20 protein-coding genes are annotated in these 23086 nt (G+C 34.6%); 9 read left to right on the top strand and 11 right to left on the bottom strand.

Annotation, left to right across the window (positions count from 1 at the left end):
• Window positions 1–49: 49 nt before the first annotated feature.
• Complete coding sequence (gene lpxK / locus FNW52_RS08090; protein ID WP_143376943.1) at window positions 50–1075, top strand: tetraacyldisaccharide 4'-kinase; 1026 nt, start codon at window positions 50–52, stop codon at window positions 1073–1075.
• Window positions 1047–1859: a purine-nucleoside phosphorylase gene (locus FNW52_RS08085; protein ID WP_143376942.1), complete on the top strand. Its 813-nt coding sequence runs from the start codon at window positions 1047–1049 to the stop codon at window positions 1857–1859. Before lpxK ends, FNW52_RS08085 begins: the two co-directional genes overlap by 29 nt.
• On the opposite strand, the gene FNW52_RS08080 is transcribed toward FNW52_RS08085, so the two are convergent.
• From FNW52_RS08080 to lipA, 3 genes are all read right to left on the bottom strand, one after another.
• On the bottom strand, window positions 1856–4036 hold the full coding sequence (locus FNW52_RS08080; RefSeq protein WP_143376941.1) for an ATP-binding protein: 2181 nt from the start codon (window positions 4034–4036) through the stop codon (window positions 1856–1858). The two genes, FNW52_RS08085 and FNW52_RS08080, sit on opposite strands and share 4 nt — an antisense overlap.
• 245 nt (window positions 4037–4281) lie before the next feature.
• Window positions 4282–5274: a type I glyceraldehyde-3-phosphate dehydrogenase gene (gene gap, locus FNW52_RS08075; protein ID WP_143376940.1), complete on the bottom strand. Its 993-nt coding sequence runs from the start codon at window positions 5272–5274 to the stop codon at window positions 4282–4284.
• Between the two features lie 186 nt (window positions 5275–5460).
• Window positions 5461–6330: a lipoyl synthase gene (gene lipA, locus FNW52_RS08070; RefSeq protein ID WP_143376939.1), complete on the bottom strand. Its 870-nt coding sequence runs from the start codon at window positions 6328–6330 to the stop codon at window positions 5461–5463.
• 235 nt (window positions 6331–6565) lie between these two features.
• Here lipA and FNW52_RS08065 point away from each other — a divergent pair, with 235 nt between their 5' ends.
• On the top strand, window positions 6566–7414 hold the full coding sequence (locus FNW52_RS08065; RefSeq protein ID WP_143376938.1) for a M48 family metalloprotease: 849 nt from the start codon (window positions 6566–6568) through the stop codon (window positions 7412–7414).
• An 87-nt stretch (window positions 7415–7501) separates the two neighbouring features.
• Here FNW52_RS08065 and FNW52_RS08060 read toward each other — a convergent pair whose 3' ends face one another.
• The 8 genes from FNW52_RS08060 to FNW52_RS08025 all read right to left on the bottom strand — a co-directional run bounded on the left by FNW52_RS08060 (window position 7502) and on the right by FNW52_RS08025 (window position 15883).
• The gene (locus FNW52_RS08060) at window positions 7502–8323 is read right to left on the bottom strand and encodes an energy transducer TonB (protein ID WP_143376937.1); all 822 of its coding nucleotides are present in this window, start codon (window positions 8321–8323) and stop codon (window positions 7502–7504) included.
• A gap of 651 nt (window positions 8324–8974) precedes the next feature.
• Window positions 8975–9526 (bottom strand): RNA polymerase sigma factor, encoded by a 552-nt coding sequence (locus tag FNW52_RS08055; RefSeq protein ID WP_116762359.1) that lies wholly within the window; start codon window positions 9524–9526, stop codon window positions 8975–8977.
• Window positions 9517–10623, bottom strand: a complete 1107-nt coding sequence (locus FNW52_RS08050; RefSeq protein ID WP_143376991.1) for a glycosyltransferase — start codon at window positions 10621–10623, stop codon at window positions 9517–9519. The genes FNW52_RS08055 and FNW52_RS08050 overlap by 10 nt, the downstream gene beginning before the upstream one ends.
• Window positions 10624–10697: 74 nt before the next feature.
• On the bottom strand, window positions 10698–11312 hold the full coding sequence (locus tag FNW52_RS08045; RefSeq protein WP_143376936.1) for an FMN-binding negative transcriptional regulator: 615 nt from the start codon (window positions 11310–11312) through the stop codon (window positions 10698–10700).
• 180 nt (window positions 11313–11492) lie between these two features.
• Window positions 11493–12518 carry a UDP-N-acetylmuramate dehydrogenase gene (gene murB, locus FNW52_RS08040; protein ID WP_143376935.1) on the bottom strand — a complete coding sequence of 342 codons (1026 nt, stop codon included), beginning with the start codon at window positions 12516–12518 and terminating at the stop codon, window positions 11493–11495.
• 44 nt (window positions 12519–12562) lie between these two features.
• Window positions 12563–13234, bottom strand: coding sequence for a DUF2461 domain-containing protein (locus tag FNW52_RS08035; RefSeq protein ID WP_143376934.1), 672 nt, complete (start codon window positions 13232–13234; stop codon window positions 12563–12565).
• 7 nt (window positions 13235–13241) lie between these two features.
• Window positions 13242–13940, bottom strand: a complete 699-nt coding sequence (locus FNW52_RS08030; RefSeq protein WP_143376933.1) for a thioredoxin domain-containing protein — start codon at window positions 13938–13940, stop codon at window positions 13242–13244.
• Between the two features lie 863 nt (window positions 13941–14803).
• A complete protein-coding gene (locus tag FNW52_RS08025; protein ID WP_143376932.1) occupies window positions 14804–15883 on the bottom strand; it encodes a DNA replication/repair protein RecF in 1080 nt (359 codons plus the stop codon).
• 391 nt (window positions 15884–16274) lie between these two features.
• On the opposite strand from FNW52_RS08025, the gene FNW52_RS08020 reads away from it, so the two are divergent.
• From FNW52_RS08020 to FNW52_RS07995, 6 genes are all read left to right on the top strand, one after another.
• Entirely contained in the window at window positions 16275–17054 is a 780-nt protein-coding gene (locus FNW52_RS08020) for a tetratricopeptide repeat protein (protein WP_143376931.1), read from the top strand.
• Between the two features lie 91 nt (window positions 17055–17145).
• Window positions 17146–17718 (top strand): 6,7-dimethyl-8-ribityllumazine synthase, encoded by a 573-nt coding sequence (gene ribH, locus FNW52_RS08015; protein WP_143376930.1) that lies wholly within the window; start codon window positions 17146–17148, stop codon window positions 17716–17718.
• Window positions 17719–18006: 288 nt separating this feature from the next.
• On the top strand, window positions 18007–19899 hold the full coding sequence (mutL, locus tag FNW52_RS08010; RefSeq protein WP_143376929.1) for a DNA mismatch repair endonuclease MutL: 1893 nt from the start codon (window positions 18007–18009) through the stop codon (window positions 19897–19899).
• The gene (locus FNW52_RS08005) at window positions 19896–20654 is read left to right on the top strand and encodes a rhomboid family intramembrane serine protease (RefSeq protein ID WP_143376928.1); all 759 of its coding nucleotides are present in this window, start codon (window positions 19896–19898) and stop codon (window positions 20652–20654) included. Before mutL ends, FNW52_RS08005 begins: the two co-directional genes overlap by 4 nt.
• A gap of 88 nt (window positions 20655–20742) precedes the next feature.
• Window positions 20743–21603: a rhomboid family intramembrane serine protease gene (locus FNW52_RS08000; RefSeq protein WP_143376927.1), complete on the top strand. Its 861-nt coding sequence runs from the start codon at window positions 20743–20745 to the stop codon at window positions 21601–21603.
• Between the two features lie 274 nt (window positions 21604–21877).
• Window positions 21878–22924 carry an endonuclease/exonuclease/phosphatase family protein gene (locus FNW52_RS07995; RefSeq protein WP_143376926.1) on the top strand — a complete coding sequence of 349 codons (1047 nt, stop codon included), beginning with the start codon at window positions 21878–21880 and terminating at the stop codon, window positions 22922–22924.
• Window positions 22925–23086: the final 162 nt, after the last annotated feature.

Below are 23086 nucleotides of genomic sequence, written 5' to 3'. Positions count from 1 at the left end.
TTGGTTTTAATAATTTCCGTCCAAAGATAAAATATTATACTTTCGTAAAATGAATTTACTTCGAAAAATACTGTTCCCATTTGCCATTTTGTATGGCTTCATTACGAGTATTCGTAATTATCTTTTCGATACAGGGGTTTTAAAAGCCTATTCTTTTGATTTGCCAGTCATTGCGGTTGGGAATCTTAGCGTGGGCGGAACCGGAAAAACGCCTCAAATTGAATATTTAATTCGGTTGCTATCTGGTAAATATAAAGTAGCCACTTTGAGTAGAGGTTATAAAAGACAATCGGAAGGGTTTGTTTTGGCGAATGATAGTTCGGATGCACTGCAATTAGGAGATGAACCGTTTCAGTTCTATCAAAAGTTCAAGAACATTCAGGTGGCTGTTGATGCCAATCGAAAAAATGGAATCGAGCAGTTGCTTTCCAATTCAAATGCCCCAGAAGTTATTTTATTGGATGACGCTTTTCAACATCGAAAAGTAAAAGCTGGTTTTTATATTATGTTGACTTCTTATGGAGATTTGTACTGTGATGATTTTATGTTGCCCACAGGAAACTTAAGAGAGAGTAGGAGTGGAGTGCAAAGAGCAAATGTTGTTATTGTTACAAAATGCCCTTCGAATCTTTCGTTGGATGCTCAAAATAAAATAAAAAAACAACTTCGTCTTTCTTCCAATCAAAATTTGTTCTTTACCTTTATAGAGTATGATGAGGTGGTTTATTCTGAAAAGGAAACACTAAAAGTGGAGGGGATTAAAAGTCTAAATAAGATACTTTTGGCTGGAATAGCCAAACCCGAATCATTTTTCGCCCATTTGAAACAAGAAAATGACGAATGTTTGACTTTTCCCGATCACCACCATTTTAGCGAAAGCGAATTGCTGGAAATTAAGAAAAAAGCAAGCAATAAAATTATAGTAACAACCGAAAAAGATTATGTGCGATTGAAAGGAAGTATCTTAAGTGGACAGCTTTATTTTTTGCCTATAAAAAGTACGTTTCTTTCTGATGAAGATAGTTTTAATGAAAATATTTTAAATTATGTGGGACAAAGTACAAGAAACAGTTAGTTTTATTAAAGGGAAAATAAATTTTACTCCAGAATATGGAGTGATTTTAGGATCTGGATTGGGGGGATTTACTGATGATATTGCTATAGAGCATACCTTGCCGTATGAGGAAATACCAAATTTTCCCGTTTCAACTGTTGAAGGACACAAAGGCGCATTGGTTTTTGGCACCATTGGCACAAAAAAAGTGATTGCGATGCAAGGTCGTTTCCATTTTTATGAAGGATATTCTATGAAGGAAGTGACTTTTCCTGTTCGGGTGATGAAGTATCTGGGCGTAGAAAAATTAATAGTTTCTAATGCTTCCGGTGGTGTAAATCCGAATTACAAAGTGGGTTCGATTGTGATTATCAAAGACCATATCAATTTTATGCCGGAGCATCCTTTACGAGGAAAAAACGATGAACGTTTTGGACCAAGGTTTGTCAATATGAGTCAACCTTATTCGGTAGAAATGATCGCTAGGGCCAAAGAAATCGCGCAGGAGTTAAACATTGAAGTTCACGATGGGATTTATTTAGGTTTGCAAGGTCCTACTTTCGAAACTTTGTCCGAATATAGAATGGTTAAGATTTTGGGTGCCGATTGTGTAGGAATGTCTACCGTTCCCGAGGTAATTGTGGCACGACACATGGAGTTAGAGACTTTTGGGGTTTCCATTATAACCGATATGGGCGATGAGGATAGTATTCTAACGGTTTCTCATCAAGAGGTTTTAGAAGCCGCTAAAAAAGCAGAACCTAATCTACGGAATCTGATCAAAGAATTGATAGTAAGAGGTTAGGAGTTGGTTATGTTTTGGGCAATGATAGTATAAAAATCTTCAGGAGCAAATGGTTTTGTGATTACATCGGTCATGCCAAAAGAGAGTAACATTTCTCTATTCTCATCTAATGAAATGGCAGTAAGAGCAATGATTGGAGTTGTGGTGTCAAATTCTCTAATTTGTTGGGTAGCAATAGTTCCGTTGATGCCAAGCAAATGCACATCCATTAAAACCAAATCGAATGTATTGTCTTTCAAGATTTGTATGGCTTCTTCGCCATTGTCTAAAATAGTGCATTCAATTTCTTTGTTTGTCAACATTTTTCGCGTAATCATTTGGTTGATTTTGTTGTCTTCAACCACCAATATTTTTTTGTTTTTGAATATTGCTGGATCGTAATTTTTAATTTTGGATTTAATAGCAATGGGTTTTGAATCTACTTTAAAATTCAATTCAAAGGAGAAAGTCGTTCCCTGACCAACTATACTTTTTAGTTTTATTTGTCCTCCAAGTATTCGAACTAGTTTTTTTACAATGGTAAGTCCTAATCCAGTCCCTCCAAATTTCCTATTGATTTCTACAGATCCTTGAGAAAAACTTTTGAAAACCGTTTTCAGCTTATCTTCTGGAATTCCAATCCCAGTATCTATGATTTGAAAATAAACAATAGCATTATCATTTTGATAAGATCGTAATTTGGTAATTACACTAACGGTTCCGTTATTGGTGAATTTTAGGGCATTGTTGATTAAGTTCATGAAGATTTGAGACAATTTAGTAGGATCGCCAATCAAATTTTCGGGAACTGCGGAGTCAATTTTGAGTAAGAATGTATTGTTGTTTATGGTGGCTATTTCTTTGAGAGAGTTTTGAATGTCTCCTAATAATTGTTTTAGATTAAAATTGATGTATTCTATTTCTAGTTTATTAGACTCGATTTTGTTGATCTCTAAAATGTCATTGATGAATGTAGTCAGATAGTTGCCGGAAAATTTCAAAGAAGATAAATAGTGCATTTGTGATTTTTTCGGATTTTCTTCCAATAATAAATGGGTAATTCCATTTATAGCGTTCAAGGGTGTTCGTAATTCGTGGCTTACGGTTGATAAGAACTCAGATCTCGCTCTTGAAGCTTCTTCTGCTTTGTTTTTTGCTAGAATTAATTCATTATTTTTTTCTTTCAATAATAAGTTAGTTTGATTACGAATGATATTGTTTTTATAAAGAGACAAACTCAATAGAGATAAAATTGAAATAATGGCAATAGCAAGAATGCTTATGAGTTTAGAGAATTTTTCAGACTTTTCTTTGTCTTTGTTCTCTTTTTCGTGGCGTAAAGTTTCTTGTAATCGTTGAGTTTCTTTGAAATTTTCATAATCATTGATGCCTAATTTTTCATCATTGGCAAGGGCAATGCTCTCTTTTAAGTTCAAATATTGTTTTAGGTAGGTATAGGCAGTAGTTTTATCTAACATTCTCTCATAAATAGAACTGATTGCCAATAGAAGATTCGATTTTTGATCGAGGTTTTTGGTTTTTTTATTTAATTCTAAGGCTCTGTTGAAATAATTTAAAGCCAAATTATATCTTTTAGCCGATGCTTCAATGGTTCCTATTTGATACAGTGCTTCGGTTCGAGTATTCGTGGTAACTTTATTATCTGGTTGGGCAATGATGGCGTTGAATATAGTAGAAGCCAAAGTGGTATTTCCCTTTATTTTTGAAAGTATTCCTTTTTGAAGGTTGATTAAATTGGCTTTGTCTCTAATGCCTAGTTTCTTTCGGATTTCTTCCGACTTAGAAATGCAATTTTCTGCAAGCGCATAATTTTTTTTCGCTATATGGGACAAGCCTATATAATAATACGCATCTGCTACTTTTTTGTTTGGTTTTGTTGAAATAGTATTGAATAATAGAATGCTTTTGTTTAAAATTTCAATAGCATCATTGTAAAGTTTTAGGTCAAAATAAATTTTTCCGAGCTTGTAAGTTTGAGTAGCTTCGGCTTCTGTTTTATTGTTTTTTTTGCAAAAATCTATTGATTTTTGGGTATAGAATAGAACTTCTTTATATTTATTGTTATTTATATTTTCCGCTACTAAATTAGAGTAGTAAGCGACGCTGTCTACTGTAGTTCTCTTCTGGGAATAGAGTAGCGAATGAAAAAAAATAATAAATAATAAAAAGTATTTCATATGAAGATAATATTTGCTTTTTATTTGAATATGGTATCGCCAGATCTTCAGTGGTGTTTATCTCATCAGATAATATTTTATTTTGGTATTCGATGATTTTTAATTGCGACAACTGCTGTCATGGCGATTTCGTATGAAATCATGACGATTTCATACGGTACTATTTGTTGGTTTTTATGCCATAATTAATGTTTACGACCAATTTTTGATCATGCTCATTTTTTATTTGAGAGTATGTTCTATTATTACTTTATTAATAGAATTAAATCAATGATTCTAGAAGAATATCCAATTTCATTATCATACCAACCTACTACTTTTACCATTTTGTCAATTACCGAAGTAAGTTGTGAGTCAAATATACATGAATTTTGATTGCCAATTACATCTACAGAAACAATTGGGTCTTCGGTATATTCTAAAAATCCTTTTAAAGAGGTTTGAGAGGCCAATTTAAAGGCATCGTTTATCTCATTTATGGTAACGGCACGTTTTACATTGAATGTAATATCCGTTAGTGAACCATCTGGAACGGGTACTCGAATTCCGCAACCTCCCATTTTTCCATCAAGTGCTGTGAAAATTTTGGTTAATGCTTTGGCTGCTCCCGTGGTAGTTGGAACTATAGATTGGCTTGCGCCTCTGGCCCTACGTAAATCTTTATGGGGTTGGTCGTGTAAACTTTGATCGGTAGTATAGGAGTGAATAGTGGTAATGTAGGCTTGCTCAATACCACAAAGTTCATCAATGACTTTGATCATGGGTGCAGCATTATTGGTAGTGCAGCTGGCATTAGAGATAATGGTTTCTGTTCCGTCAAGAATAGATTCATTAACACCTAGAACAACAGTTTTTATAGTATCCACTTCTGATGGAGCTGAAAGAATTACTTTTTTGGCTCCTGCTAGAATATGCGCGTTTATCTCTTCAAAAGTTTTGTATTTTCCTGTAGATTCTATAGCGATATCAATGTCTAAACTTTTCCAGTCTAGGTTTGAAATGCTTTTTTCATGGAAAAATAAAAAATGTTTCCCCTCAACAAAAATACCCGTTTCATCTACGCTTACCGCAAAAGGCAAAACACCATGAATACTGTCGTATTTTGCTAAATGCGCCATGGTTTTTTTATCGGCGATGTCATTGATGGCGACTACTTCAATAGTGGGATGGTTTAAAAGCAAGCGAAATAAATTTCGACCAATTCTTCCAAATCCATTTATAGCGATTCTTGTTTTCAATATTTTTTGTTTCAAGTTTGTTTTCAGTCACAGTTTTCAGTCACAGTTTTCAGTCCAATAAGGGGTGTTAATTTTAAAAACAGTACATTGCTGCTTACTTTTTTAAAAAATTTGTTAAGAATGCAACTTTCAATATTTATAGACAGCTCTGAAAACTGAGACTGAGACTGAAAACTGAAAACTAATTTATAAAATATGCTTTTGCGCTTTATAAGAAGATCGTACCAATGGACCACTCTCTACATGGCGAAAGCCCAACTCTAAACCAAATTTTTCATAAATCGCAAATTGATCGGGTGTTATGAATTCTTTTACTGGAAGGTGTTTCTTACTAGGCTGTAAATATTGACCAATAGTTACAATATCTACATTGGCAGTACGTAAGTCTCTCATGGTTTGAAAAACTTCTTCTTCTTGTTCGCCAAGTCCCAACATAATTCCAGACTTAGTTCTGTTGATGCCTTTTTCTTTTAGGTATCTCAAAACTTCTAAGCTTCGGTCGTATTTGGCTTGTATGCGTACTTCACGAGTCAATCTACGAACAGTTTCTACGTTATGAGAAACCACTTCTGGATTGGCTTCAACGATACGGTCTATGTTTCTTTCGATACCTTGAAAATCAGGAATCAAAGTTTCTAGGGTAGTATTCGGGTTCATTCTTCGGATGGCTTTTACGGTTTCAATCCATATAATAGAACCACCGTCTTTCAAATCATCTCTATCAACACTTGTAATTACTGCGTGTTTGATATTCATAATTTTTATGGAACGTGCCACTTTTTCGGGTTCATCCCAATCTACCGTTTCGGGTCTTCCGGTTTTTACACCACAAAAACCACAAGAACGGGTGCAGACATTCCCTAAAATCATAAACGTTGCCGTTCCTTCTCCCCAACATTCCCCCATATTCGGGCAACTTCCAGAAGTACAGATAGTATTCAGGCTATATTTATCTACCAAACCACGAAGCTCGGTGTATTTTTGTCCTATTGGGAGTTTTACCTTCAGCCATTTTGGCTTTCCAACGGGTAATGTATTGTCTAAAACAGTTTCCATATTTTAATTTTCAGACTGCAAAGATATGGAATGTAGTTTTAGAATTAGAGTTCCCTATTTATGAATTTTGATAAAACTTGTTTGGTTATCAAGTGATTTTTTGGTTTTTCGCAGTAAAAATTGATTTTACTACTAAATTAATTAGGTGTTAAATTTTAAATATTAAAATTAAACGGGATTCCGTTGTTTTTAAACTTGTAGTATATTTGTACTTTTAAAATAAACAAAATAAAAGATGAATACAAAATCATTACTATTAGGAGTTTCTTTACTATTGTTTGGAATTTCTACAGCTCAAGCACAAATTAATTTTGGTGAAAGAGCGTTAGGTGCTGTTCAAAAAGGAATGACAGGATTGACTTTTACCGATACAGATGCCGCAGCTTTATCTAAACCTGCAGTTGATAAAATGGATACCGAAAATAAAGTGGCTGGGCCAACTGATCCTTATGCGATTCGTTTGGATAAAGTTTTTGGAAAATACACCAAAGGAGAGTTTTATACCTTGAACTACAAAGTATATCTTACTAAAGATATTAATGCTTTTGCTACCGCAGATGGAAGTGTACGTGTTTTTTCGGGCTTGATGGATATGATGGACGATAATGAGTTAATTGCCGTTATTGGTCATGAAATAGGTCATGTTAATAACCATGATTCAAGAGATGCCATGAAAGCCTTGTATCAAAAAGAAGCTTTGATTGATGCAGCGGCTTCACAATCTAATAAGGTTGCGGCAATAACCGATAGTCAGTTGGCAAAAATTGGTAGTGCCATGATCGATAGCAAGCACAGCCGTACGCAAGAATCCGAAGCCGATTTATTTGCCTATGATTTCATGAAAAAAAATGGGTATAATGTGAATGCCGAGGAGTCTGCTTTTAGAATATTGGCAAAAATGAGTCAAGGGGCTCAAAGTACTATTATCGATCAAATGATGAGTTCTCATCCTGATTCTAATCAAAGAGCAGATGATGCCAAAGCAAGAGCAGAGAAAGATGGTTTGTACAAGCCGTATGTGCAACAAAAACCAGCTGCAAAGAAGACAACAACTGCTAAAAAGACTACTGCTAAAAAGAAATAATAGATTTTTATTTTTGTATTGCCGTTAATTTATAAAAAGAGAAAGCTGAACTTTTGGAGTTCAGCTTTCTCTTTTTATATTTCCAACCTAATTAGGTTGTATTGTAATTGGCAAATTGTAGGCGGTTCGAACTGGTTCGTTGTCAATAATTCCTGGAGCCCATTTGATCCTTAAAGATTTCAAAACTCGAATGGCTTCCGTTCCTAAGCCATAACCGGGGTCTTTTAGTACTTTTATATCGGTCATGCTTCCGTCTTTTTCAATCACAAAAGAGACACTTACGCGAATAGCATTTTCGCTATCGATTTCTGGTTTTTCAAAATTATTGCCAACATAAGTGTAAAACTTTTTGATTCCTCCTGGGAATTCGGGCATTTTATCTAATGCTGAGGTTGGTACAATTGTTTTTTCCGTAATACCAACAGTACTTGTTATATTTGTGCCTGTTGACGGAGTTGGACCTAATCCTGTACTAGCCGCCCCTGTTGGATTGTCACTAGTATTGCTTTTAAGTTCAGTGTTTGTGGCAATATTTTCTGGAGTTGCTACCGCGGCGTGAACGATTTCTGGATTTATAAGTTGGGTGTTGCTATTCTCTATAATGGGGTTTTTAATTTCGGGTACAATTGCTTCTTCTGCTTTTGTTTCAGGCAGTTCATAAGGCGTAATATCTACAACAACGACTGGCGGCAAATCAGGAACTAATGAAGGTATTCTATGATCTGGATTTAGATAATTATAAACCACAGGAACACTAATGGCCGAGGTCAAAAGTAACACTCCTATAAACAGAGCAAATAAGGAGGTTTTGGTGTTTTCTTGGCGTAAAGAATAGGCGCCATACTCTCTGTTTCTGTTTTCGAAAACAACGTCAATCCAATTGGTTTCGTAAATGCTTAGTCTAGACATAATTTATGGATTTAATGGTTAAGTAGAAATTAAATCATAAGCTATAAGGGTTTTAACTTTTAACGTAAATAACAGGAATTTTAGTGTATAGAAAGATGAGTATTTATTAATTATTTTGTTAAATAGTTGATATTACACGATAAATTAATGATTTTTAGCGAGTTAATGTTTGTGGAATTAACAATTGATATCGTTCCCTTAAGGTTTGTTTTTGTCATTTCGACGAAGGAGAAATCACATTACGTAATTTATGTGTGATTTCTCCTTCGTCGAAATGACAAACTGGAGGCGATTAAATTCTTAAGGAAACTAAATTGAATTAACAATTAAAGTTGTTTTTTTAAGATGTTGTTTAAAATCACTATTGTTGTCAAGTCGAATGCAATGTCATTAAGATTAAGAAAAAAAGCTTATTTCACAAGTATTGTCGAGCTACTTGTGGAGATCTCTCCTTCGTCGAGATGACAAACTTACGTGATATTGCATATCTAAATTATCTTATTTTGTCATTTTTAAATTGGATGAATCGGGTAATATAAGAACACGAGCAGCTCTCAAGTATTGAAAATACTTGTAAAAAAGCTTAACTTAATGATATTTAGCGATCGACTTGACAAACCACTTTGAGAGGAAAAAATGGAATGAATAAAATTACCGTCTATTCTGAATGATTTCAGAAAGTAGTTTTTTGGCGCGAAGTAGTTTGATCTTTACATTACTCAAGGGTTCGTCTATTTTATTGGCAATTTCCTGGTAACTCATTTCCTGAAAATAGCGCAACTGAATAACTTCTTGGTAATGGGGTTTCAATTCTTTGATGAATTGCAATAATTGCGAAAGATTTTGTTCTGTGATTAATACGTCTTCCGCAGAGGGCGTGGTATCGGCAATATTGTAAGCCTGTTGGTCTTGTTCGTCTGTAATTTCTATAAAAAGGCTCGACTTGTTTTTACGTATCAAATCGATATGAACATTCTTTGCAATAGAAATTAACCAAGTGTTAAATTGGTATTCTGAATTGTAGGATGCTATTTTATCAAAAGCTTTAGAGAAAGTTTCTATAGTAATGTCTTCGGCAGTGGTCTCGTTTTCGGTGCGTTTAAGCATAAAACCATAGACCTCATTCCAATAATAATCCAATAGAAAAGTAAAGGCAACCTGATCGCCTTTTTTGGCTTTTTCTATATGTTTGTTTATTTCCAATGCGCAGGTTTTGAGAATATGTTGGTTACAAAGACATTAATTTGTGTGAATATAAGTATAAATTCTATAATGGGAAACCAATACATCACATCTTTTTCTTTTAATTTTCCAGCGGCAAATCCAAGAACTATCCAAGTACATAAATATCTAAAAGCAATTAGGCTCAATACCAAAATCCATTGAAATTGGAAGGCTAACAAAATAATAGGTAATATAAGGAATAACAATTGTGAACTAAAGAAAAGAGCTAATTGTGCTTTGTCAAAAGCTTTATAATGTTTGGCAGTAGTCACATGTCTTCTTTTTTGAATGAACCAATCTTTAAAAGTGGTTTTAGGCATTGAATACGTAAAGCTTTCAGGGCTATAGCTGATAGTGGCATTGTCTGAATGGGCTGCTTGATTAATGAATAAATCATCATCTCCAGAACGAATTTGTATGTGGTCAATAAAACCGTTTACATTAAAAAACTCCTCTTTTTTGTAGGCTAAATTCCTACCTACTCCCATATAAGGATTGCCTCTTTTTGCCCATGAAAGGTATTGAACAGCAGTGAGTAAAGTTTCGAAGCGGATTAGTTTGTTCAAAAATGAACGTTCTGTTTTTTCATAACCACTATAACCCAATACGATTGTTTTTTCTCTTGAAAATTGAGTACTCATGGCAGCAATCCATTCTTTTGAAGTAGGATAACAATCGGCATCTGTAAATAATAAATATTCTTTTTTTGCGGCTTTAATACCCAATGTCAAAGCGTATTTTTTGTTTCCCCAAAAAGCTTCGTTATTCTTTACTTTTACCAAGCGAATATTAGGATATGTTTTTTCAAATTCTTCAAAAATTTCTAACGTATTATCGCTAGAAGCATCGTCGATTAATACGATTTCGAAGTCGGGATAATTTTGTTCGGCAAGTAATGGAATGTATTTAATCACATTCTCTTCCTCGTTTTTGGCACAAACAATTACAGAAATCGGAATATTTTTGGCATTGATTTCTTGTGCTTTTGCAAAAGAGAATTTACCAAAAACAACCAAATAATAAAAAAGTTGAATGACAACTATTGCAATAAAAAAGTATAAAGTAAAGGTTAGCATCATAGTATTTTTGGCTTTTAAAAACGACTGCAAATGTAATTACCAATTGTGAATTATCAATGTAAAATCGATAATTACTTTCTATAGTTTGCCATTTCTTTTGCTACAGCCATAGATTGCTGGTTTTCAGTCTTTTCAAGTTCGGAAATAATGTTTGTGTAATTTTTGTCATCCCTATTTTGTGACATTTTAGTTTGGGCTTGTATTTCTTCGATTTTAATTTCAAAAGCTACAATGCCGCGGGTTTGCATCATTGTTTTTTTGGATAAATCGGCTACTCGAACGGGGCATTTGGAGTTTTTCTCGTATTTGTCGACCAATTTGGTTAAGGAGTCGATTACGGCATCTCCTTCTATGATTTTTATCTTTCCATAAACATGAACCGCGGTGTAATTCCAAGTGGGAACATTCTCGTGATCGTACCAAGACGGAGAAATATAGGAATGAGGTCCCATAAAAACAGCCAGAATTTGATCATTCGATTCAAATGCAGTCCATTGTGGGTTCTCTTTTGAAATATGTCCCATCAAAATTGCTGAACCTTCTTTATTATAATCTAATTCCAATGGAATATGGGTTGCCCATAACTTTCCATTGGTTTGATTGATGAGAAGACCGAAAGCATTTTCTTTTAGGAATTTTCTAATAGACTCTTTGTCTTCGTTTTTGTATAAATCTGGGATATACATGTCTTGTGGATTTAAATCAATTGCCTCCAGCTTCAGCTGGAGGAAAATGGATGTTTTTTTGATTGGCTTTAGCCAAAAAGATACTATTTTGGCTAAAGCCAATAATGCAATTTTTATTTTATTCCTCCAGCTGAAGCAGGAGGCAATTCAAAGCTGAAGGCAATTCAAAGCTTCCAACTTCTAAATTATATTCACTTCCGCTTCAATGTGAATGCCGAATGTATTGAAAACAGTATCCTGTACAGTTTTGGAAACATTCAAAATTTCCTGTCCGGTTGCACCTCCATAATTCACTAAAACTAATGCTTGATTTTTGTGTATTCCGGCATCTCCAAAACGTTTTCCTTTTAAGCCTGCTTGTTCAATCAACCAGCCCGCTGGAACTTTGACTTCTGTTTCTGAAATGTCAAAGAATCTCATTTCTGGGAATTTTTGATGAATTTTCTCAAAATTAGTTTTTAAAAGAATTGGATTTTTGAAAAAACTACCACTGTTTCCTAATTCGGCTGGATCGGGTAATTTGCTTTTTCGAATGGCAATTACCGCATTACTCACGTTTTTTAAAGTTGGAGCTTGCCCCGAAGTTTCGGGATTGTTTTTGACTAACTCGGCGGCAATATCTCCGTAGGAAGTATTGATTTTATGATTGCGTTTCGTTAGTTTGAAAACAACGGAGGTTATCACGTATTGATCTTTTACCTCGTGCTTAAAAATACTTTCTCGGTATCCAAAGTGGCATTCTTCTTTGGTAAACGTTTTTGTTTCTTGATTTTCGATATTGATAGCTTCACAGGAAACAAAGGTGTCTTTCATTTCGGTGCCATAAGCACCAATGTTTTGTACTGGCGTGGTGCCTACGTTTCCGGGAATAAGAGACATGTTTTCTAGTCCGCCAAAATTTTGATCGATGTTCCAAAGCACAAATTCATGCCAGTTTTCGCCCGCTTGACCTTCAATCCAAACAAAGTCATCATCTTCTTTCAGAATCTTTTTTCCTTTTAAATCGATGTGGATGACCAAAGCTTCGATGTCTTTTGTCAAAAGCATGTTACTTCCGCCGCCAAGAATGAATTTTTTTTCGGATTTGTTTTGTTCTAAAATGCTTTTTAATTCGGGTACAGTGTGAACGGCAACAAATTGCTGGGCTTTGGCTTCAATGCCAAATGTATTGTAGTTTTTTAAAGAAAAATGGTGTAATATTTCCATTCGGATTTTGTTTTATAAATAAAAATAGATGTTCGACTTTGAGTTTATTCGGAGGTTAAGGCTCTATTTATAAAGTCATTTAATGGTTTTAAAGTAATCATCTTGGCTGCCATGACGGAGACAAAGTCTTTTTGTAAAGCCAATTTCGAATCGAATTGATGGCTTGCGGTAAAGCTTTTTAATTTCAGAAATTCAATTGCCTGATGATCTTTTGGGTAATCCTTTGGTGCGTTTTTAAGGCAGTTGGTCTCGGTAATGTCCAAACCGTTGTATTCTTCTTGAAAGGTTTTGTTTTTCAAAATTTCAACTAAATCCTCGTGGAAGAAAGCGATTTCTTTTCTAATTTTCTTCAAATCGGGCATTTCTGGCGAGTAAAATCCACCAGCTACAAAACTAGCCCCTTTTTCGATCTGAATATAGTAACCCGAACGACTCCATCCTTTGGTGCCGCTAGAAATCCATATTCCAAGATTTGTTTTATATGGTGATTTGTCTTTGGAAAATCGAACATCGCGATTGATTCGGAACGTGCAATTTTTTACCTCGAGCAATTCAAGCGAAGAATCTAGTGGTTTCAAGGCCTCTAAGAAAGAAGCTGCCAGTTGATGGTAGTCTTCCTTTACGGCTTCGTAGCGTTTTTTGTTTTCAAGAAACCAATCGCGATTGTTATTGACTTTTAAATCTTCCAGGAATTGTAGGGTGTCTTTGGAGAGCATAAGCCGATTATAGTAATTGTTTTTTTAAATCGTCCTCGCTAATGAATCCTGAATTCTGCCATTTTATGGCTTTGTTTTTATACAATAATAAAGTAGGGAGTTCACTAATTTTTAAATCCTGCATGATGGTTTTGTTTTCGTCGGCATTCAATCGGATGATGACTACTTTATCTCCCATTTCTTTTTGCATTTTTAGGATATAGGGCTCCATTTTTTTGCAGGGTGCACACCAAGGCGCATAAAAATTAATCAATACTTCCTTGTCGGTGTTCAATAATTCGGCATATTCTTGACTGCAAACACCTATAATTTTGTCATCGGGTTTAGATAATCCTGCGGCCTCCCATTTGAGTATTCCGCCATCAAGATTATAAATGGTGGTAAAACCCAATTCGGCTAATTTATTGGCTGCTTTGATGCTTCTTCCGCCACTTTTGCAATACACAAAAACTGGTTTTGTTTTGTCGTATTTGTCAGTTCTTAAAGTGAAACTATCACTAAGCCAGTTTACGTTGTCAGAGTTTTCAATATGTCCCGTTGCATATTCCTCGGGGGTACGAACATCTAGAATTTGGGCTTTTGGCGTGGCGTTTATTTTTTCTGAATACGTTTTTACATCAATGGTTTTAACAGCTGGGGATGTTTGTCCGTTGCAAGAAAACAGGATGAAGGATATCGCTAATAAATAAAAGTGTTTAAAGTTCATTTGATTTTGATTTATATATGGTGTAAAATTAAGCAATTTGGAGCTATTCAGTCCATAGTGATTAGTTAAAAGTGATTTGCCGTATGTAATGCTAAAATGAATGTTTTTTTTGAAAACCCTTTTGGTTGTTTTTTTGTAATCTGAGTTAGATTGATGCAACAGGTATAAATGCTCGTAAATGTGAAAAATATGCGACTATTCAGTTTGTTACGGATTTTAAATTGCTTTTAGTTAAAGTCTGATTTTATTGAGATTCAGAGAAATCCAGAGGATTTCAATGTTTATAGAAATCGTGACATTCATATACGTTCCTACGACCCCGCTGGGGTCGAACGCGCACGTTGCGAATTTTTCTATAAACATTTGACCTTTCCAAGGTCATAGGAATCTTTAACTTAAGCATATTGAACTTTTACTAGAGTCAATTCAAATTTTAAGATAAATTGAATAAAAGAATAACAATATTTGAATTTAAGCTCGTAATTTTTTAATTATAACTGAGGTAGCGATTAAAACTGATAATTGTATTCCAATTACGATAGTTAATCTTTGAAGATTTATACCTTCATATCCGTAAATAATAATGTAGCCCGAAAGAAATAGTATTGAAATACGTAAACAAAGTTTTGACAGTAAATTAATAAAGATTGTAAATGATAAAATTTGCTTCATACGTAGAGGATTGTTTAAAAAAAGGATTTCTTTAACTCAATATGTGGTTTAAGTAATAAGAAAAATATGTTGTCGTATTTTATAATGATAAATTTCAGTAAGCATTTAGGTCTTTATTAAATCGAAATACGACATTATTTTATTTCTATTACTTATTACAGCTGATTATTATTTACTAATCACAATAAAATTCACAAATTAAAAATAGTATAACTCTGTAGTGTCGATTTTACAATTGTTTCCGTGCGCTCGGGATGGGTGTCTGATATGAAAAGTTGTCCAAAGGCGTCGTTGTTGACCATTTCTATAATTTTAGACACGCGACTTTCGTCTAATTTATCAAAGATGTCGTCAAAAAGCAGGATGGGTTTTACGCCACTTTGTTTTTTCAGGAATTCGAACTGTGCGAGTTTGAGAGCGATTAAAAATGATTTTTGCTGTCCTTGGGAGCCAAATTTTTTGATCGGATAATTATCTATTTCAAAAGATAGGTCGTCTTTATGGATTCCGACACTGGTGTATTGCAGCATTCGGTCTTTGTTGATGTTTTGTTGTAACAGCGTGAGTAAATCATTTTCGAATAAATGGCTTTCATAAATCAACTGAACCGATTCCTGTGAACCTGTTATATTGTGATGGTGAAAGTTGAAAATAGGAATGAACTCGGCAATGAACGCTTTTCTTTTTTCGAAAATGGATTGGCCAAATTCGGTTAGTTGCTCATTATATATAGATAAGGTGTCGTTGTCATAGGTGTGATTCAAGGCAAAGTACTTTAATAAGGCATTGCGCTGATTCATTACTTTCTGATAATGAATGAGTTGCTGTAAATAGTGTGAGTCTAATTGGGAAATCACGCTGTCCATAAACTTTCTTCGGGTTTCGCTTCCTTCTACAATTAAATCTCTGTCGGCTGGCGATATGATGACCAAGGGAATGAATCCGATGTGGTCTGAGAATTTATCGTAGGCTTTTCCGTTGCGTTTCAGTATTTTTTTTTGCCCTTTTTTGAGGCTGCAGACAATTTGCTCGGTTCTTTCGTTCTTTTCAAATTCGGCATCAATGACAAAAAACTCTTCGCCGTGTTTGATGTTTTGAACGGCCAGTGGATTGAAATAACTTTTTCCATAGGACAAATGGTAGATGGCATCCAGTACATTGGTTTTTCCGATGCCGTTTTTGCCCACAAAACAATTGATTTTGCTGTCAAACTCGAAATTGGCTTCGGAAAAGTTTTTGTAATTGAATAGGGATATTTTTTTTAGATACATCTGAAGTTCTTGCTGGAATTGTTGACTTTGAAGCCTTTTTTATGGGCCGTTTTAAAGAGGGTGCAAATTATTGAAAAATATCGATATAAAGGATGGGAATTTGTGTTTTCGTTTTTTTACTACGTTCGTGCGCTTGCGTGAGGGATAGGAGCTGGCTACCTTGTAGCGTGGATAGCCCGACAGCAGCTAGGAAAAAGGGCCCTGACGACAAAGAGAATAGCCCTTTTTTCTAGCTGGTGGCATGCCCAAATTATTCGAATGTTGGGGAGGGTTTTTGTAGATGAAATCACTTCGGAAAAATATTTTTTTTAATTTTTAATATAAAATCAGTTTTTTTTACGTGCATTAGAATAAAAATTTTATTTTTGCCGTTCACTAAATTAAATTTTAAATGGCTACTTACAGTAAAAGAGGATATAAAGCACCAAAAGAAAAAGAAGTAAAAGACGATGCAGTTGAGAATGTAACGATTGACGAAAAGGACAGTGCTACGGCTGAGGTTTTTTCGAAATTAGACGAAACAGCTTCTAGGACAGAGGATTGGGTTGCTAAAAATCAGAAAATTATAATTGGAGTTGTTGGTGCTATTACACTAGTTACTGTAGGATATTTTGCATACCAAAAATTTGTAGCCTCTCCTAAAGAAGAGGATGCTGCTAGCGAAATGTTTGTAGCGCAATCTAATTTTGAGAAAGCGACTAACGGTGTGGCTAGCGATTCATTGTATAAATTATCATTGAATGGTTCAGAAGGTAAATTCGGATTTGTAAAAATTGCAGACGAATATTCTGGTACAGCTGCAGGAAATTTGGCTAACTATTACGCAGGTATCGCTTACTTGAACACCGGTAAATATGATGAAGCGATTGCTTCTTTAGGTAAGTTCTCTTCAAAAGACATTATCTTAAGTGCTTTGGCAAAAGGTGCGATAGGAGATGCTTACTCTCAAAAAAATGAACCAAAAGAGGCTTTAGATTTTTATTTGAAAGCTGTTGACGCTAGCAAAAATGATTTTACTACACCACGTTTCTTGATGAAAGCGGGTAAAGTAGCATTGGCATTAGGAAATAAAGCAGATGCATTGAAATATTTTACAGATATTAAAGAGAATTACGAAAACGCTCCAGAAGCTGCTACAGTTGATGGTTTGATAGGTTTGTCACAAGAGTAAAAAATGATTTAGGAATGTTGGTTTATGGATTTCAAAGTTCTATCTTTAGTATCTAAAATCTAAATTCTAAAATCTAAATTCTAAAATAAAAATGGCTACCGTAAATAAAAATTTATCTGATTACGATAAAAACACAGTCCCAAACGCGAAAGATTTTCGCTTTGGGATTGTTGTTTCAGAATGGAATGATACCATCACAGAAGGGCTTTTTAAAGGGGCAATTACTGCTTTATTAGAAAATGAAGTTCCTTCTCATCATATTATCCGTTGGAATGTTCCTGGAAGTTTTGAACTGATTTATGGTTCAAAGAAAATGTTGCAAACTCAAAATGTTGATGCTGTAATCGCTATTGGATGTGTGATTCAAGGGCAAACAAAACATTTTGATTTTGTATGCGAAGGTGTAACCCAAGGGATTAAAGACTTGAATGTTCAAACGGATATTCCTGTTATTTTTTGTGTACTGACTGATGATACCATGCAGCAATCTATTGATAGAAGCGGTGGAATTCACGGAAACAAAGGAACAGAAGCGGCAATTGCGGCCATAAAAATGGCTTATATTCGTCAACAGGCTTCGTTGTCTCATCAAATTGATAACCAACATTTGTTGTCTCCGGGTGCTTTGCGAATCGAAAATTTACCTTTGCAAATTGAGGAATAATTATTTCAAGTGATTAGAAATTAGTGAAAAGCTAATTACTGACTGCTATCCACTAATTACTATAAAAAGAGCCTATACTGTTCACTGAATGGTATAGGTTTTTTTGTTTTTTAGCATAGCATGTTCATGGTATTGTATTGATGAAAAGTTGTTTAGAATTGTTGCGGTGTTTTTGGTTTTTTTTATGAGTATGAAAGCTATAAAACCCAATAGAAATTCCTTAAATTTGTGCTCTTTGGTTTTAATCCTTTATTTAAAATCTAAAATCCTAAATCTAAAATTATCTTAATGCCGAGTATAATTCAATTGCTTCCAGATCATGTTGCCAATCAAATTGCCGCTGGTGAAGTGGTGCAAAGACCAGCTTCTGTGGTTAAAGAACTACTAGAAAATGCTGTTGATGCCAAAGCAACCGATATTAAATTAATCATTAAAGATGCTGGGAAATCATTGATTCAGGTAATTGACAATGGTTCGGGGATGAATGTTACCGATGCGCGTATGTGTTTTGAGCGTCACGCGACATCCAAGATTCGTCAAGCCGAGGATTTATTTTCGTTGCATACCAAAGGGTTTCGCGGAGAAGCGTTGGCCTCTATTGCGGCGATTGCCCACATGGAAATGAAAACCAAATTGGAACAGGAAGAATTAGGAACGCACATTATTATTGAGGGTAGTAAATTCGTGTCTCAAGATGTGGCGGTTTTGCCCAAAGGAACTTCATTTGCGGTCAAAAATTTATTTTTTAATATTCCGGCAAGACGTAATTTCTTAAAATCGGATACGGTGGAATACCGTCATGTAATTGATGAATTTCAACGTGTTGCTTTGGCACACCCCAAAATTCATTTTACGTTTTATCATAATGGTAGCGATATGTACAATTTGCCGCCATCGAGTTTAAGACAGCGTGTTGTTAATTTTTTTGGTGGAAAAACCAATGAGAAATTAGTACCCGTTATTGAAGATACGGAAATGATGAACATTCAGGGTTTTGTAAGCAAACCTGAATTTGCCAAAAAAAGCAGGGGAGAACAGTTTTTCTTTGTCAATGACCGATTTATAAAAAGTCCGTATTTGCATCATGCCGTTATGGCTGCATACGATGGAATTTTGAAAGATGGTGCGCAACCCAGCTATTACCTATATTTAACGGTACCGCCCAATACTATCGATATCAACATACATCCTACGAAAACCGAAATCAAGTTTGATAACGAAAGTGCGATGTATGCCATTTTGAGAGCTTCTATTAAACACAGTTTGGGGCAGTTTAATGTGGCGCCCGTTTTGGATTTTGAACGCGATGCCAATTTAGATACGCCTTATCATTATAAAAATCTAGAAGGAGAAGTACCGACCATTCAAGTCGATGGGAATTACAATCCTTTTGCAGAAGATAAACCCAATAAGCTTTTTCCAACGTATAAAAGAGCCGAGCCAACCGCCAGTTGGGAAAGTTTGTATGTTGATGTAAAACACGATACGAGTATTGTTTCTGGTGGCGCTGCCTTTGCTTCAAGCAATAACGAATATACTTTTGAGAATAATGAATTCGCTTTTGAGAATGAAGAGGTTACCTCGTCTTTGTTTAATGATGGGGAAGTAGAGCAATCGGTTCATAAAACCTATCAAATTCATAAAAAATACATTGTTTCTCCTATAAAATCGGGAATGGTAATTGTAGATCAAAACAGAGCGCATCAGCGTGTTTTGTATGAGCAATTTCTAGTGAATATGACCGTGCAACATGCCTCGAGTCAGCAATTGTTGTTTCCTATTAATTTGTTTTATTCGGCAAGTGAAATGGAGCTTATTGCCGAGTTGCAACAATCATTGGTCAATACAGGTTTTGTTTTCGAGGAATCCAATCCAGATCATATCGTGATTTCGGGCATTCCGGTAAATAGTACCGAGAGCGAAGTGGCGGCGGTTTTGGATCAATTGTTGAGCGATTTACATAACGGAATTCCAGAAAACAGTTTCAGTCAGAACGATACTATTGCCAAATCAATGGCCAGAAGTTTAGCAGTAAAAACAGGTACTTATTTAACCGAAAAAGAACAAGAAAACGTAGTGAATGGTCTTTTTGCTTGCAAAGATCCCAATGTTTCCCCATTTCAAAAACCCACTTTCATCACCATGCGTGTGGAAGATTTAGATAAAAAGTTTGCATTATGATGAATATTACGCCTACAGTAAAGCAGTTGTTAATAATAAATGTGTTGTTTTTTATTGGCTCTATGATCGTTGGAGAGCCGGCCTATAAATTGCTTTCCATGTATTTTTTTGAAAGTCCAGATTTTCATTTTTGGCAAATCTTCACGCACATGTTTATGCATGCACCATTGCCTAATATTATGCATATTGCTTTCAATATGTTTGCTCTGTATTCTTTTGGATCTGCATTGGAGCATTTTTGGGGAGGCAAAAAGTTTGTGTTCTTTTATATTTCCTGCGGATTAGGAGCAGCGTTATTGCATACCGGGGTGAATTATTATTTTTTTGAAAATGGAATCAATACCTTAGTAGCCAATGGGTACCAAAAGGTTGAAATATTAAAAGTACTAAGTGAAGGGAAGTTTGACACCAGATGGCAAGAAGTTTTAACAGCTTCGGACTTTCAGTCTTTTATGGGAGCTTATTTAGGGAATGTTGTAGGGGCTTCTGGTGCCATTTATGGCTTGCTAGTAGCTTTTGCTTTCATGTTTCCAAATGCTGAATTGGCATTGATGTTTATTCCAATACCTGTAAAAGCAAAATATTTTGTACCTGTATTATTATTAATTGATTTATATTTGGGTGTTTCTGGAGGTTCTCTTTTTGGTGGTTCAAGCGGAATTGCTCATTTTGCCCATCTTGGAGGTGCACTGGTTGGCTTTTTGATGATGTGGTATTGGAAGAAAACCCAATTTAACAGTAATCGTTGGAACTAATAAGTAGTGTTCAGTTGGCAGTAGCAGTTTGCAGTCATTGCTGCTAAATTTTTAGTCAAAATCTAAAATCTAAAATCTAAAATCTAAAATGGGTATCATAGACGATTTAAAATTACAATATAAATTAGGTGGAATTGCCCAAAAAATGATCTATTGGAATATAGGTTGTTTTCTGATTTCTCTGGTGTTTTTTTATCAATTTAAGGTGGGTGCTTTCAATTTTCCAAATTGGATTGCATTATCATCAGAACCAGCTGTATTCACTTTAAAACCTTGGACATTTATATCTTATGCTTTTTTTCATGATGGATTTTTGCATTTGTTTTTTAACATGATGGTGCTGAATTTTGCCAGCTCCTTGTTTTTGACGTTTTTTAATCCAAAGCAATATTTAGGTTTGTATATTTTAAGCGCCATTTTTGCGGGATTAATTTTTACTTTAGGCTTTAATCTAATGCATTTAAGTGGTGCTGTAGTGGGAGCTTCGGCGGCAATAATGGCGATTTTAGTTGCTGTCACAACCTATAGTCCTTTAATGAATGTGAGATTGTTGCTTATTGGGAATGTGAAATTATGGCATATTACCGCTGTGATCCTTATTCTGGATTTAATGCAATTTCGAGTAGAGAACTCAGGAGGGCATATTTCCCATTTAGCGGGTGCTTTTTTCGGTTTTGTTTTTGTTAAATTACTTCAAAACGGAATTGATTTGAGTAAAATAGTGAGTGCTGTTTTAGATTTTTTTACTAATCTCTTTAAAAAACCAGCAACACCCTTCAAAAAAGTGCATAAAAATTACAAAAAACCAGTCGAAAAATCAACTTCAAAAATTGTGGTAAAAGACAAAAAACAACAACAAATTGATGAGATTTTGGATAAAATTAGCCAATCTGGGTATGATAGCTTGAATAAAGAAGAAAAAGAATTTTTGTTTCAAGCCGGAAAATAGCGTATTTTTATTTGAATAATTGTAGTTATTCAGCTCTTAGTAATTAGTAAAGAGTGATTAGCTTTTGTGTATTCTAAAGAAGAAGCATTCATCATTAAAAGCTATTTGTTTTTTTTTTTGCACAAATTTCTAAATGCATTTATGCTATAAACTACGATTCTTAGCTAATTGCTAAAGGCTATTCACTCCCGATAGCTATCGGGACTGAATGGTTACGAATAATTTAATTGATTAACGTAAACTTTGTAATAATAAAGTTTGAAATTTATTGATAATGAAGAACCTTTCATGGTTTAATAAAGGAATGTTTGTCTTGAATTTAGTGCTTATTGCGCTAACATTCAGTGCTTATTTGCTTCCGTTTTTAGCGCCAAAAATCTTCCCGTTATTGTCGGTATTTACATTGTTTATGCCTTTGTTTTTTTTGTTGAATGGACTGTTTTTTCTCTATTGGGCCATTCAGTTTAAGAAGCGAATGATATTATCGGGTTTGGTCCTCTTGATAGGGATTACCTTTTTTAATAAGTTTTATAAGTTCTCTGCCAAGGAATTTCAAGAAAACGATAAAGATTTTACGGTTATGAGTTATAACGTGAGATTGTTTAATGTGTTCAAATGGTTGGATCGTGATGATATTCCGGAAGTAATCTTAAAATTTATAAATGAGGAGAACCCTGATATATTGTGTATTCAAGAGTTTTCAAATTCGGCTAATATTGATTTGAAAGTCTACCGTTATAAGTATGTTTTGATGGAAGGAAAGCAAATAAAAACGGGTCAAGCGATATTTTCAAAGTTTCCTATTATCGATCAAGGAAATATTGTATTTCCAAATTCGAACAATAATGTTGTTTTTGCAGATATTAAAAAAGGAAAAGACATTGTAAGGGTGTATAATATGCATTTGCAGTCCATAAAAATTTCTCCTGATGTAGATGAAATAGCGGAGAACATTGATGTTATTGACCAACAAAAATCAAAGTCTCTTTTTATTCGAATCAGTAAAGCATTCAAGCAACAGCAGGAGCAAGCGGCTATTTTTAAAGAGCATGAAAAGGAATGTAAATACCCTATTATCATCTGTGGTGATATGAATAACAGTGCTTTTTCGTATGTGTATCGCAATATAAAAGGAAAACTAAAAGACAGTTTCGAAGAAGCTGGAAAAGGCTTTGGAGCCACTTATAAATTCAAGTACTATCCCGCCAGAATTGATTATATTTTTGCCGATGAAAGTATGGAAGTCAAACAATTTGAGAGTTTTCCAGAATTCCAAAACTCGGATCATTATCCTATTATGGCTAAATTGTCTATGAAATAGTTTTTGTACTTATTCCTTTATAAAAAGTAAAAAAATAACCATTACGGCAATTAATATTATTTTGACGTTAAATTTACTAGAATAGCAATAAGGAGTATTTGTCATTTCGACCTTTTGGGAGAAATCACATAACGTGAGCAAATGTGATTCCTCCTTCGTCGG

This window comes from Flavobacterium sp. ZT3R18, assembly GCF_007097385.1.
Lineage (GTDB): Bacteria > Bacteroidota > Bacteroidia > Flavobacteriales > Flavobacteriaceae > Flavobacterium.
The sequence above is the reverse complement of the archived record's forward strand: the minus strand, read 5'-3'. Positions and strand labels throughout refer to the sequence as shown.

Coding starts and splice junctions, on each gene's coding strand:
- lpxK (WP_143376943.1), top strand. CDS start 50: ATGAATTTACTTCGAAAAATACTGTTCCCATTTGCCATTTTGTATGGC.
- FNW52_RS08085 (WP_143376942.1), top strand. CDS start 1,047: ATGTGGGACAAAGTACAAGAAACAGTTAGTTTTATTAAAGGGAAAATA.
- FNW52_RS08080 (WP_143376941.1), bottom strand. CDS start 4,036: ATGAAATACTTTTTATTATTTATTATTTTTTTTCATTCGCTACTCTAT.
- lipA (WP_143376939.1), bottom strand. CDS start 6,330: ATGGAAACTGTTTTAGACAATACATTACCCGTTGGAAAGCCAAAATGG.
- FNW52_RS08065 (WP_143376938.1), top strand. CDS start 6,566: ATGAATACAAAATCATTACTATTAGGAGTTTCTTTACTATTGTTTGGA.
- FNW52_RS08060 (WP_143376937.1), bottom strand. CDS start 8,323: ATGTCTAGACTAAGCATTTACGAAACCAATTGGATTGACGTTGTTTTC.
- FNW52_RS08050 (WP_143376991.1), bottom strand. CDS start 10,623: ATGCTAACCTTTACTTTATACTTTTTTATTGCAATAGTTGTCATTCAA.
- FNW52_RS08045 (WP_143376936.1), bottom strand. CDS start 11,312: ATGTATATCCCAGATTTATACAAAAACGAAGACAAAGAGTCTATTAGA.
- murB (WP_143376935.1), bottom strand. CDS start 12,518: ATGGAAATATTACACCATTTTTCTTTAAAAAACTACAATACATTTGGC.
- FNW52_RS08035 (WP_143376934.1), bottom strand. CDS start 13,234: ATGCTCTCCAAAGACACCCTACAATTCCTGGAAGATTTAAAAGTCAAT.
- FNW52_RS08030 (WP_143376933.1), bottom strand. CDS start 13,940: ATGAACTTTAAACACTTTTATTTATTAGCGATATCCTTCATCCTGTTT.
- FNW52_RS08025 (WP_143376932.1), bottom strand. CDS start 15,883: ATGTATCTAAAAAAAATATCCCTATTCAATTACAAAAACTTTTCCGAA.
- FNW52_RS08020 (WP_143376931.1), top strand. CDS start 16,275: ATGGCTACTTACAGTAAAAGAGGATATAAAGCACCAAAAGAAAAAGAA.
- ribH (WP_143376930.1), top strand. CDS start 17,146: ATGGCTACCGTAAATAAAAATTTATCTGATTACGATAAAAACACAGTC.
- mutL (WP_143376929.1), top strand. CDS start 18,007: ATGCCGAGTATAATTCAATTGCTTCCAGATCATGTTGCCAATCAAATT.
- FNW52_RS08005 (WP_143376928.1), top strand. CDS start 19,896: ATGATGAATATTACGCCTACAGTAAAGCAGTTGTTAATAATAAATGTG.
- FNW52_RS08000 (WP_143376927.1), top strand. CDS start 20,743: ATGGGTATCATAGACGATTTAAAATTACAATATAAATTAGGTGGAATT.
- FNW52_RS07995 (WP_143376926.1), top strand. CDS start 21,878: ATGAAGAACCTTTCATGGTTTAATAAAGGAATGTTTGTCTTGAATTTA.